The sequence below is a fragment of the Aeromonas sp. 95A genome (assembly GCF_051919235.1).
GTDB classification, from domain to species: Bacteria; Pseudomonadota; Gammaproteobacteria; order Enterobacterales; family Aeromonadaceae; genus Aeromonas; species Aeromonas veronii.
In genome coordinates, this window is record NZ_JBQBFC010000001.1 from 3338880 (window position 1) to 3350436 (window position 11557).

Sequence of the window (11557 nt, forward strand, 5' to 3'; positions counted from 1 at the left end):
CGCACTCATCACTCTGCCGACCAGAGGGAAGTCATCGATATGACCGATATGCAAGACTCCAGGATCCCAGTGACCCTGCTGACCGGCTTTCTCGGTAGCGGCAAGACAACTCTGCTCAATCACTGGGTCAAGCAGCCGGAGCTTGGTGAGTGCGCCGTGCTGATCAACGAGTTCGGCTCGGTGGGGCTGGATCACCATCTGGTGCAACAGGTGGATGAGCAGGTGATGCTGCTCGACTCCGGCTGCATCTGCTGCTCGGTGCAGGGCTCTTTGGTGGAGGCGTTGCAGGGGCTGTTTATGAAGGCCATCCAGCGCAAGATCAAACCGTTCAAGCGGCTGATTATCGAGACCACCGGTCTGGCAGATCCGGCCCCCGTGCTATTTACCCTGCGCGAAGAGGGCTTTATCGCCCAGCGTTACCGCTTCGATGGCACTGTCACCGTGGTGGATGCCGGCCATATCGAGCAGCAGCTGGCGGCTCAATATGAAGCGGTGAAACAGGTGGCGCTGGCGGATCTGCTGGTGGTGAGCAAGGGGGATCTGGTGGACGGCGAACAGCTGGCGCGGGTCGAAGCCCAGCTGGCGGCACTCAACCCGGCGGCCCCGATCCAGCAGGTGACCAATGGCGAACTGTCGCCCAAGGTGCTGGAGAAGCTGGGCGCCTACAACGAAGCGGCGGGGCGCGATGTGCGCCAGCTGCTGGCCTGGCTGCGCACCGAATCCCCCAAGCAGGGGCTGGCGTCACCGATGCAGCCGAAGATGCAACCGTTCGCCGCCAAGGTGGGCACAGCTGCGCCCACCCACTTCGAGCACGGCAACATCGAGAGTTTCTCCCTGCGTATCGGTGAGCCGCTCAAGCCCTCTCGCCTGCTGGCCGCCATCGATGCGGTGCAGGCCCAATACGGCGATGCCTTGCTGCGCCTCAAGGGGATCTTGCAGCTGGAAGGGGAGAGCCAGCCGGTGGTGATCCACGGCGTCCACGGCCAGCTCTATCCGCTGCAGGCGCTGGGCGACTGGCCGGAGGGCAAGGCCCAGTCCCGACTGGTGTTTATCGTGAAAAGTCAGGACAAGGCCGGTATCGAACAGCTCTTTATGGCGACCTTAAAGGCCCCCGAGCCCACTCTGGAAGAGCGGCTCAAAGCCATGCTGGGTCAGCCCGACAACTGATCTTGCGCGTTGCAGCTCTCCTGTACCGGGTCAGGACGGCGGCGGTTGCACAGCACGAACGCCACCGGCACAAAGTAGAACGAGAGCAGGGTCGCCAGCGCTGTGCCACCGGCGATGGCGATAGCAAAGGGTGGCCAGAAGCCGCCGCCCCCCAGCAATAGCGGGATGAAGCCGCCCACCGTGGTGATGGTGGTCGAGACGATGTGGCGGCTGCAACCGGCCACCAGATCGCGGATCTGCGGCAGATTGCCCTGTTGTGCCAGCGGGTCTGCCTTCAGCTCGGCCAGAATGACGATGGCGGCGTTGATGGCCAGCCCCATCAGTCCCAGCAGGGCGATGATCACCGTAAACCCGAAGGGGTACCCCAGCAGCCAGACCCACAGCAGCCCGAGCCCAGCCGACTGGATAGCCACCAGGGTGACGATGCCTGCCAGCCGGAACGAGTTGAAGCTGAGCACCAGCACGGCCACCAGCAGCACGGCGACCAGGCTGACATGGGCCATCAGATTGCCCACCGATTCATCCCGCTTGGCGGCTTCCCCGCCAAACTCCAGTCGATAGCCCGGCGGCAACGCCAGCGCCTTGGCGGCCAGCCTCTCTTTGACCTGCTCCAGCACGGTTTGCGGCAGTACGCCGACCGCCAGATAGGCCTCCAGCACATTGACCCGCTCACCATCCCGACGGCTGATCTCCCCCCAGCTTGGCAGCAGCTCGGGAGTGGCCAGTGCCCGCAAGGTGAGATTGGCTGCCCCTTGCTGGCCGGTGCCGGTGAGCGATAGCGGCACATTGAGCAGCGCATCCGGATCCTGACGCAAGGGCTCTGCCAGCCGCACTCTTACCGGGATTGACTCGGTGCCTTCCAGCACAGTGCCGCCCAACCTGCCATCCAGTGCGCCCGCCAGCCGGGAGGCAACATCGGTCAGGCTCATGCCTGCCAGTCGGGCGGCCTCCTCATCGACCTCCAACCAAAGTTTGGGGGCCCCTGCCAGCAAGGTGGCGCGGGTCTGCACCACTGCCGGGGTATTGGCGAGCAGACTGCGCAGCTCCTCTCCCAGACGGTGTAGTTGTTCAAGGTCGGGGCCAAACAGCCGCAGCTCGACCGGGGCATTGAAAGGCGGCCCCTGTTCCAGCTTGCGCACCAGGATCTGCGCTTCGGGAAATTTTGCATCGAGCCGCTGCTGCAGTTGTGGAATGAGCCGTTCGGCGGCATCGGCATCCTGCAGGGTGATCATTCCCTGGGCGTAATCGGCCCGCCCCTGTTTTCTGGGCACCAGGTTGTAGTAGAAGCTGGGGGCGTTGTCGCCCACCACCCAGTCCTGACGAACCAGCTCGGGGAGGCTGGCCAACTCGGCGGAGATCCCCAGTGCCAGCTCGCGGGTGCGCGCCAGGCTCGCCTGTGGGGAGAGGCTGGCCTCGATGTGGATCATGTCCCGGTCGGCAGGGGGAAAGAACTGTTCGGTGAGGCGGCCCGCCACCCAGAAACCGAGCAGGGGCAGCAGACTGACCAGCAGCAGGGTACGCCAGGGGTGAGCCAGCGCCATGGCGATGCTTTGCTGGAAACGGGCGCTCACCCGGGGCAGGTGCAAGCCATCCTGATACCAGCGTCCCCCCTGGTTACTGCCAATCCAGCGGGCTGCGAGGCCAGCCACCAGGGTGTGGGCGATGAGGTAGGAGCCCAGCAGCGAACAGATCACCGCCCAAGCGATGCCGCCGACAAACTCGCCCGCCGGGCCCGGCATCAGAATGATCGGCATAAAGGCGAGCATAGTGGTGAGGGTGGAGCCCAGCAGTGGTAGCCAGAGGTGGCCGATGGCTTCCAGTGCGGCGGCACTCATGGCCATGCCGTGGCGGCGCTGATACTGCACCCGATCCGCCATGACGATGGCGTTGTCCACCATGATCCCGAGCGCCACCACCAGACCGGTGACCGACATCTGGTGAATGGGCAGATTGATCAGGTTCATGCAGGCGAAAGAGAACGCCACGGTAAGCGGCAGCGACAGGGCCACGATAATGGCGGCCTTGACTCCCAAGGTCACCAGCAGCACTGCCACTATGATGAGGAAGCCCTGCACAATGTTGATGAGCAGGGTGTCGAGCCGTTGATCGGTATAACGCTGCTGATCGAAGCTGGTGACGAGGCCGATATTATCCGGCAAGTCCTGTTGCAGCTGGGTCAGCATGGAGTCGACCCGTGCCGACCAGAGGTCGATGCGGTGATCCTGTGCCATGCGCAGGCCGACCACCACGGCCCGTTCACCATTGGCAAAGGCCAGCTGGCTCTCCGGCTGGTGCAGGGTACGTCTTACCTCGGCCAGATCGCCAAGGCGCAGGGTCTGGCCCTGCTCGCCGGTACGCAACGGGATCTGGCGGATCCGCTCCAGGGTATCGAGGGCACCGCGGATCTCTACCTGAAAGCGATTGTGGCTGCCCTGCAACTCCCCTGCGGCTACTTTGGCATCGGCACCGCTCAGCGCCTGGGCAAGCTGTTCGCCACTCATGCCGCTGGCACTGAGGGCGAGGGGATCGAACCGTACCTCGATCTCCTCCTGCGGTGCCCCGACCCGCTCGACGTATTCGGTGCCCGGCAGCTGGCGAGCTCGGCGTTCCAGCTCGGCGCTGTAGCGGGCGAGGCGATCCAGTTGTGGCTGGCCCGGCCCACGCCAGACCACATTGACCAGGCGGGTGAAGGGGTAGCCTTTCTCGTCATCCAGCTTGGGGGCACTGGCGCCGGCTGGCAGTCCGGCGGCAAGATCTGCCAGCCGGTCACGGACTCTGGACCAGACGGGCTCGACATCGCTGACCTCATCCTTGAGCTCCAGATTGATGATGGAGAGACCGGGGCGAGAGCTCGACTCGATCAGCTTGATCTCGCTCTGGGCCCGCAGCCGGTTCTCGATGGGCTCGCTCACCAGCGCCTCTACCCGCTCGGCGCTGGCCCCGGGGAAGTGGGTAACCACGCTGGCAAAACGGCTGGTGAGCTGGGGATCTTCGGTTCTGGACAGGGCCTGCAATGCCGCAAGGGCGGCCGTCAGCAGCAGCGCGACCGTCAACAGCAGCAGGCGGCCATTCTCGATAAACGGGCGGATCATGACTGTGGCTCCGGATGGCCTGCCTGATGATCCACGCTGGTGGTCAGGGTGACCTGCTGGCCCGGCACCAGTTTATGCAGGCCATCGGTCACCAGCTGTTCTTTTCCATTCAGGGCACCACTGATCCAGGCCCGCTCGCCATCTTGCTGTAGCAGGGTGACGTCCCGACTGACCACCCGGGGTGGCGTTTCGTCGTTGAGCAGATAGAGGGTCCAGCTGCCGCGCAATCCCTGGGTCAGCGCGGTGAGCGGCACCTCGTAGGCGCGGGTGGGCTCGCGGGTCTGATGCAACAGGGTGATCAGTTGCCCCTCTGCCAGTTGTTCGCCGCCCCGGGTCAGCTGGAAGCGGGCGGTGCGGGTGTGGGTCTGCCCGTCCACTTGTACCCCCAGATTAAGCAGGCGTCCCTCCAGTGATTGCGCCCCGCTTTGCAGGGGATAGCGTTGGCCGACGATCAGGGACTCGGCCTGTTTCACCGGCACGCCGATATCGGCCTCCCACTGGCCGCTGCGGGTCAGGGAGAAGAGAGGCTGGCCTGCGGCCACCACGGCCCCCAATGCCTGTTCACGGCTGACCACAATCCCGTTGAAGGGGGCGCGCAGCTGTGATTTCTCCTGTTTGACCCGGTTGGCTTCGAGGGCGGCGGCCAGCTGGTTGGCGCTTGCCTCCAGCATGCGGACTTTGCCTTGCTGTTCATCCAGCGCCTGACGGGAGCTGAACTGCTGCTGGCGCAGGGCGGTGAGTCGTTCGAGCGTCTGCCGGGCAAGGGTCAGCTCGGCCTCGTTCTGGGCGGCCCGGGCGGCCAGCTCTTTGGCTTCCACTGCCAGCAGCCGGGTATCCAGTGTGGCGAGCAGTTCGCCAGCCGCGACCGGCTCTCCCCGTCCCTTGTGCAGGGTGGCGATCCGCCCTGCCAGCTCGAAGCCTATCTGGCTGTGCTCGGGGGCGATCACCCTGCCATTGAAGCGGTGTAGCACCGGGTAGTGATCGCTGGCTTGCAGCGGCTGGGCGATCACCCGGGTCAGGGCAGGTGTTTCTTCTGACTCTGTGACCGGGCTGCAGCCACTCAGTAACAGCGCCAGCAGGATTAAGCAAAGTGTCATGACATCATCCTCTGGTTGACATAACATCAAATCACACCGGTGAGTCTAGTTTTTCGAAACTAGACTGTCCAGTTTGATTGTGGAGGAAAAATGAACATTTCACCCCGTAGTCAGCAGAAGCGGGCTGCGATCCTCGATGCTGCCGGGCGGCTCTTCTGTCAGCACGGTCTGCATCTGGTCAGCATGGACATGGTGGCCAGTGAAGCGGGCGTCTCCAAGCAGACGGTCTACAGCCATTTTGCCAACAAGGAGTCGCTGTTTGCCGAAGCGGTGGGCAGCAAGTGCGTCAGCAGCGAGCTGATGCCGGAGGTGTTGCTGCGTGGCAACAATGTACGGGAGAGTCTGATTGCCTTTGGTCGCAGCTTTCGCAAGTTGATCCTGAGCGATGATGCCATCAATATCTTTCGCACCTGCATCAGCTGCAACGATGCCCAGCTGGCCACCCTTTTTTTCGAGGCGGGCCCGCTCTACGTGACCGAGATGCTGTCCAACTGGCTGGAGCAGCAGAAGCAGCAAGGCCTGCTGTGCCATCAAGACAGCGAACAGGCCGCCTTGCAGCTGTTGCTGATGTGGCAGGGCAAGGAGCGCATGCTCCGTGAGCTGGGTCTGCCGTTGACCCAGAGCGCTGCCGAGCAGGATGCCTGGACCCTGAGTTGTGTCGATCTCTTCCTGACCGCCGCCGCTCCCCCGCAAAAATAATGGAGGTGGCAATGAGCCACACAGTGACAGATGCCCAGCGCAAGTGGCTGCCCCTGCTGGCGGCGGTCGGTTCTTTATGCAAGCGCTGGATGGCACCATTCTCAACACCGCTCTGCCCAGCATGGCCGAGACCTTGGGAGAGAGCCCGCTGCAGATGCAGTCGGTGATCATTGCCTACATGTTGACGGTGGCGTTGCTGATCCCGGCCTCCGGCTGGCTGGCAGACAGATTCGGCACCCGCCGCATCTATCTGACCGCCATCTCGCTCTTCACGCTCGGCTCGCTCGCCTGCGCCGCCTCCAATTCGCTCTCCATGCTGGTGGCCGCCCGTGTGCTTCAGGGGATTGGCGGTGCGCTGCTGATGCCGGTGGGACGGTTGGCGGTGCTGCGGGTCTATGACAAGCACGAGCTGCTGCGGGTGATGTCGTTTGTCACCATCCCGGGGCTGCTCGGCCCGTTGATGGGGCCGGCGCTCGGTGGCTGGCTGGTGGAAGTGGCGAGCTGGCACTGGGTGTTTCTCATCAACCTGCCGGTGGGGTTGCTCGGCTTTATCGCCAGCTGGCACTTTATGCCGGAGCTGCGGCAGCAGACCGCCCGGTTCGACTGGCAGGGCTTTGTGATGTTCAGCGTCGGCATGGTGCTGGTGTCGGTCGGCTTGCAGGGGCTGGGGGAGCACAGCATCTCCACCGGTTGGGCGCTGTTTGCACTGATCTTCGGCTTGGCGGCGATGGCGAGCTACTGGCTCTATGCCGCCAATGCACCGCAGCCGCTCTTTAGCCTGAGCCTGTTCAAGACCACCACCTTTGCCATCGGCATCTGGGGCAACCTGTTTGCCCGCCTTGGCAGCGGCGCCATGCCCTTCCTCACCCCGCTGTTTCTGCAGCTGGGGCTCGGTTTCTCCCCGAGCAAGGCGGGGATGACCATGATCCCAACGGTGATTGGCGCCATGCTGACCAAGACGCTGGTGAACAAGCTTATTCCGAAGGTAGGCTATCGCCGCATTTTGATCGGCAACACCCTGTTGCTGGGGGCGATGATCGCCAGCTTCTATTTCATCGACAACCAGCTCCCTTACGGAGTCTTGCTGGGGTGGCTGGCGATCTTCGGCGCCATCAACTCGCTGCAGTTCTCCGCCATGAACACTCTCACGCTGCAAGATCTCAGCCCGACCCTGGCCAGCAGTGGCAACGGTCTGCTCTCGGTGGTGATGCAGCTCTCCATGAGTTTGGGGGTGGCGATTGCCGCCAGCCTGCTCGGGCTCTTCTCGGCGGGCACCTCAGCGGCCAACGGCCAGTGGCTGGCCGGGTTCCACCTTACCTACCTCTGTGTCGGGCTGCTCTCCATGCTGGCGGCGCTGATCTTCGCCCAGCTGGCGCACGATGGGGCTACGCCGTCGGGGCGGGCAGATAGCTGACCTCGCAGGGGAGTTGCGCCAGCACTTCGGCCAGATGCTCGGTCGCCAGCAGAAAGGTCTGCTCCGGGTGGCCCGGGGTCCAGGTGAAGGCGGTGTGGTGGAGCAGTTGCGGGTCCACCAGTAGTGGAATATCGGCACGGGGCAGGAAGGGGCAGACCGCTCCCGGCAGGCAGCCAATCTCCGCCTGCATCTCTTCGGCGGTGCAGATGGAGGGCTTGGCACCGAGTGCGGCTTTGACCGCCTTGTTGTCGAGCCGTCCGTCCCTGTGGGTCAGCAGCAGGGCGAAGCGGCCATCCTTGAACTTGAGAAACAGGGTCTTGCTGAACTCCGCCTGCCAGCCGAGGCGGGCCTTGACCTTTTCATCGGTGGCGTAGTCGAGAATGGGTTCATGCTCATAGCGCTGGTGGGGCAGTTCAGCCAGCAACTGGCAGTTGAAATGGTGAATGGTATCGAGTGGCATGGGGTTCTCCTGTAGTGGGCGCTATCCTGCCAGCCTCGCAGGGTCAGGCCCAATGACACTTTCTTATCCGTGATAAGCAACCCTGTCCGTGCAAAAAACAAGGGCGCCGTGAGGCGCCCTTGCGGATCAGTGATGCTGCAATTCGCACGCTTCCCAGTGAAAGGGAATAGGGCACAGCTGCTGGGAGGCCTTGTCATAGGCCTGCCACAGCTCGCCCATGGTGCGGCCATCGACGGGGTGGCGCAGTTTGGGGGCCAGCTCGGCCAGTGGCCACAGCACGAAGGCGTTGGTGAGCACTTCACCGCGCGGCAGCACCAGCGGGGTGTCGCAGACCAGATCGCCATAGAGCAGCAGATCGAGATCCAGGGTGCGCGGGGCGAATTTCTTGGCATCCGACTCGCGGCCGTGGGCGAACTCCATGGCCCGCAGTCGCTGGCAGACGGTGGCCAGCGGCAGATCGGTCTCGGCTGCCGCCACCAGGTTGTAGAAGGGGCGGCCGTTGAAGCCGACCGCCTCGCTCTCGAATACCCGGGAAACCCGCAGCTCGCCAAATTCGGCGTGCAGGGCATCGAGGCCTGCGCGAATATGGCGATCCCGCTCGATGTTGGAGCCGATGCTGATATAGATGGTGGTCATCAGTTGCTGCTCGCCGCCGGGGTGCGGTGGCGCAGGATCTCGACGCCGACACCGGTGGCATTGGGCACGGCACCCGGCTTGGTAAGGGTGACCTTGACCCATTGTACCCGCTCGTCGGCGAGCACCAGCATGGCGACCTGCTCGGCCATGGTCTCGACCAGCTCGACCACCTTGCCGGTGACATGCTCGCAAATCTTGTTGGAGAGGTCGGCATAATCCAGTGCCAGATTGATGTCGTCGGTTGCTGCTGCGGGGCGGTTGTCGAACCCCATCTCGAGGTCAAAACGGAGCTTTTGGCGAATGCCCTTCTCCCACTCATATACACCTATGGTGGTCAAAACTTCGAGTCCGCGAATAAACACCTTGTCCATGACTGTACTTCTTCTTTACTCTTGATGGGCTGTGATGACAGCGCAGGGATGCTGGCCGGGCAACAGGCTTGCCGAGGCGCTCTGGGTGGGCATGGGCCCATGCCAGCGTATGTGGCCCGCATCATACCCCATTCATATCGTGGTAAAAACGACCAAGATGACGGCCCTGACGATTTTGATGATTATTCTGGCCTACCTGGGTGGTTCACTATCCAGTGCTGTGCTGGTCTCCCGCTGCACCGGTCTGCCCGACCCGCGGGATCATGGCTCCCACAACCCCGGCGCCACCAATGTGCTGCGCCTCGGTGGCCGGATGGCGGCGCTGGTGGTGCTGCTGCTCGATGTGCTCAAGGGCACTGTGCCTGTCTATCTCGCCTGGTATCTGCAGATCAAACCCGTCTACCTCGGCTTTATCGGGGTCGCCGCCTGCCTCGGCCATATGTACCCCATCTTCTTTCATTTTCGTGGTGGCAAAGGGGTGGCGACGGCGCTGGGCACCATGATGCCCATCGGCTTTACCATGGGGGGCGCCGTGATTGGCACCTGGCTGCTGGTGCTGCTGGTGAGCGGCTACTCCTCGCTGGCCTCCATCATTACCGTGTTGCTGACGCCGCTCTTTACCTACCTGCTCAAACCCGAATACACCCTGCCAGTCTCGTTGCTCTCCTGCCTTATCCTGATCCGCCATCACGAGAACATCTCCCGCCTGCTCAAGGGGGAGGAACCCAGAGTCTGGGGGCGAAAAGGCGCGGTCTGTGCCGAAGAAGTGGCAGAAATGGACGATGTTGCGCAAAAAAGAGACGAACGAGACAAAAAGTGAAATTTCCCGTTGACCATCCGCCTTAAAATCCGTTTAATAGCGCCCACGCCCAGATAGCTCAGTCGGTAGAGCAGGGGATTGAAAATCCCCGTGTCGGCGGTTCGATTCCGTCTCTGGGCACCAATTTTGGTGCCATGAAATAAAAAATTTGTTCATGCACAATGGTTTAAAGTGTGCCGGCTTAGCTCAGTAGGTAGAGCAACTGACTTGTAATCAGTAGGTCACCAGTTCGATTCCGGTAGCCGGCACCATTTGCCCAGATAGCTCAGTCGGTAGAGCAGGGGATTGAAAATCCCCGTGTCGGCGGTTCGATTCCGTCTCTGGGCACCAATTACAATTCCTCCTTAGTTCAGTCGGTAGAACGGCGGACTGTTAATCCGTATGTCACTGGTTCAAGTCCAGTAGGAGGAGCCAATTCAAAAAGCCCTTGTCGCAAGACAAGGGCTTTTTTCTATTTGGCGCAGCCATTTTTTAACCATAAAAACAACCACACACGCACAGATGAACCGCAGGATAGATATGGAAAATCATGTAGTTATAGAGTCAAAGGGGCGACTTGCCGCCATTCGGAACTGGATGGAACCCGTGCTGGTGCTGCTTATTCTCGGCAGCCTGTTCGGTTACCTCGGCAGCCAGATGGGCCTCTCTGCCATGGTCAACACCCTGTTCAATACCGCCCACCAGCTGCTGCTCAATACCGTGCTCTTTATCATGGGGATCACGGTGCTCTCTGGTGCCCTGAGCCAGCTATTGAGCGAGTTCGGAGTGATCCGCCTGCTGGAAGTGCTGCTGGCCCCCCTGATGAAGCCGGTGTTTCGCCTGCCTGGCCGCACCGCCCTGGCGGCCCTGATGACTTTCTTCTCCGACAACCCGGCGGTGATCAGCCTCGCCAAGGACAGCCGCTTTCGCAAAGGCTTCACTCCGTGGCAACTGGTGTCTCTGACCAACTTCGGAACCGCCTTCGGCATGGGGCTGATCGTGGTGACCTTTATGGCCACCCTGCAACTGCCGAGCGGTGAATCCACCGCCAGCGCGGCGCTGATTGGGTTGCTGGGTGCTCTGGTGGGCTCGGTGGTCTCTACCCGGCTGATGCAGCGGATGATCCGCCCCTTGGTGGGTGAAGTGCTGAACGATGACGCTGTATCGTCCGACGGCCGCAAGGTAGGGGTGACCAAAGAGGTGGCTCCCGGCTGGCTGAGGATCCTCAACTCTCTGCTCGATGGCGGCAAATCTGGCGTGGAGCTGGGGATGGCGGTGATCCCCGGGGTGCTGATCATCAGTACCTTCGTGATGCTGCTCACCTTCGGCCCCGGCGACAAGGGCTATACCGGCGAAGCGTTTCAAGGGGTTGCCCTGCTGCCGGTGCTGGCCGCCAAGGTGAGCTGGCTGTTTGACCTGCTGTTCGGCTTCCAGCAGCCGGAGCTGGTCGCCTTCCCGGCTACCTCGCTCGGTGCGGTCGGTGCCGCCATGTCACTGGTGCCCCCCTTTATTGCCAAGGGGTGGATCACCGGTAACGAGGTCGCGGTGTTTACCGCCATGGGGATGTGCTGGAGCGGCTTTTTGAGCACCCATACAGCCATGCTCGATGCCCTCGGCTATCGCCACCTCACCTCCCGCGCCATCGTTGCCCACACCATCGGCGGCCTGTGCGCCGGTGTGGCCGCTCACCAGCTCTATCTACTGCTGGGCTGAGTCGGGTTCAGACACGGAAACAAAAAGAGGCTCTTTGGAGCCTCTTTTCATTTCTATTGGTCACGCCTTGTGGGCGGATCACCGCTCGATTAGTAAGCCCGCAGGTCGT

General features: G+C 62.3%; 9 protein-coding genes, 4 tRNA genes and 1 pseudogene. 9 read left to right on the top strand and 5 right to left on the bottom strand.

Going from position 1 to position 11557, the window contains the following annotated elements; genetic code table 11:
- The first annotated feature begins 39 nt into the window (after nt 1-39).
- On the top strand, nt 40-1167 hold the full coding sequence (locus ACTG2U_RS15200) for a CobW family GTP-binding protein (protein ID WP_429085215.1): 1128 nt from the start codon (nt 40-42) through the stop codon (nt 1165-1167).
- Here the strand turns inward: ACTG2U_RS15200 and ACTG2U_RS15205 are convergent.
- On the bottom strand, nt 1152-4259 hold the full coding sequence (locus ACTG2U_RS15205) for an efflux RND transporter permease subunit (RefSeq protein WP_439974695.1): 3108 nt from the start codon (nt 4257-4259) through the stop codon (nt 1152-1154). The two genes, ACTG2U_RS15200 and ACTG2U_RS15205, sit on opposite strands and share 16 nt — an antisense overlap.
- The gene (locus tag ACTG2U_RS15210) at nt 4256-5356 is read right to left on the bottom strand and encodes an efflux RND transporter periplasmic adaptor subunit (RefSeq protein WP_439974696.1); all 1101 of its coding nucleotides are present in this window, start codon (nt 5354-5356) and stop codon (nt 4256-4258) included. Before ACTG2U_RS15210 ends, ACTG2U_RS15205 begins: the two co-directional genes overlap by 4 nt.
- Nucleotides 5357-5446: 90 nt before the next feature.
- On the opposite strand from ACTG2U_RS15210, the gene ACTG2U_RS15215 reads away from it, so the two are divergent.
- Nucleotides 5447-6055 (top strand): TetR/AcrR family transcriptional regulator, encoded by a 609-nt coding sequence (locus ACTG2U_RS15215; protein WP_005355070.1) that lies wholly within the window; start codon nt 5447-5449, stop codon nt 6053-6055.
- 11 nt (nt 6056-6066) lie between these two features.
- Nucleotides 6067-7469 (top strand): annotated as a pseudogene (gene mdtD / locus ACTG2U_RS15220) (multidrug transporter subunit MdtD).
- On the opposite strand, the gene ACTG2U_RS15225 reads toward mdtD, so the two are convergent.
- The 3 genes from ACTG2U_RS15225 to folB form a co-directional block, all read right to left on the bottom strand.
- Nucleotides 7441-7929, bottom strand: coding sequence for a YbaK/EbsC family protein (locus ACTG2U_RS15225; protein ID WP_236373296.1), 489 nt, complete (start codon nt 7927-7929; stop codon nt 7441-7443). The pseudogene mdtD and the gene ACTG2U_RS15225 sit on opposite strands and share 29 nt — an antisense overlap.
- 126 nt (nt 7930-8055) lie before the next feature.
- Nucleotides 8056-8565 carry a 2-amino-4-hydroxy-6-hydroxymethyldihydropteridine diphosphokinase gene (gene folK, locus ACTG2U_RS15230; protein ID WP_439974697.1) on the bottom strand — a complete coding sequence of 170 codons (510 nt, stop codon included), beginning with the start codon at nt 8563-8565 and terminating at the stop codon, nt 8056-8058.
- Nucleotides 8565-8936: a dihydroneopterin aldolase gene (gene folB / locus ACTG2U_RS15235; RefSeq protein ID WP_139494789.1), complete on the bottom strand. Its 372-nt coding sequence runs from the start codon at nt 8934-8936 to the stop codon at nt 8565-8567. Before folB ends, folK begins: the two co-directional genes overlap by 1 nt.
- 157 nt (nt 8937-9093) lie before the next feature.
- On the opposite strand from folB, the gene plsY reads away from it, so the two are divergent.
- From plsY to ACTG2U_RS15265, 6 genes are all read left to right on the top strand, one after another.
- Nucleotides 9094-9756, top strand: coding sequence for a glycerol-3-phosphate 1-O-acyltransferase PlsY (gene plsY / locus ACTG2U_RS15240; protein ID WP_257700208.1), 663 nt, complete (start codon nt 9094-9096; stop codon nt 9754-9756).
- Between the two features lie 47 nt (nt 9757-9803).
- Nucleotides 9804-9879, top strand: a tRNA-Phe gene (locus ACTG2U_RS15245).
- A gap of 52 nt (nt 9880-9931) precedes the next feature.
- Nucleotides 9932-10007, top strand: a tRNA-Thr gene (locus tag ACTG2U_RS15250).
- A 3-nt stretch (nt 10008-10010) separates the two neighbouring features.
- Nucleotides 10011-10086: transfer RNA gene (locus tag ACTG2U_RS15255), tRNA-Phe, on the top strand.
- A gap of 8 nt (nt 10087-10094) precedes the next feature.
- Nucleotides 10095-10170: transfer RNA gene (locus ACTG2U_RS15260), tRNA-Asn, on the top strand.
- A gap of 105 nt (nt 10171-10275) precedes the next feature.
- Nucleotides 10276-11448 (top strand): CD0519/CD1768 family membrane protein, encoded by a 1173-nt coding sequence (locus ACTG2U_RS15265; RefSeq protein WP_042053565.1) that lies wholly within the window; start codon nt 10276-10278, stop codon nt 11446-11448.
- Nucleotides 11449-11557: the final 109 nt, after the last annotated feature.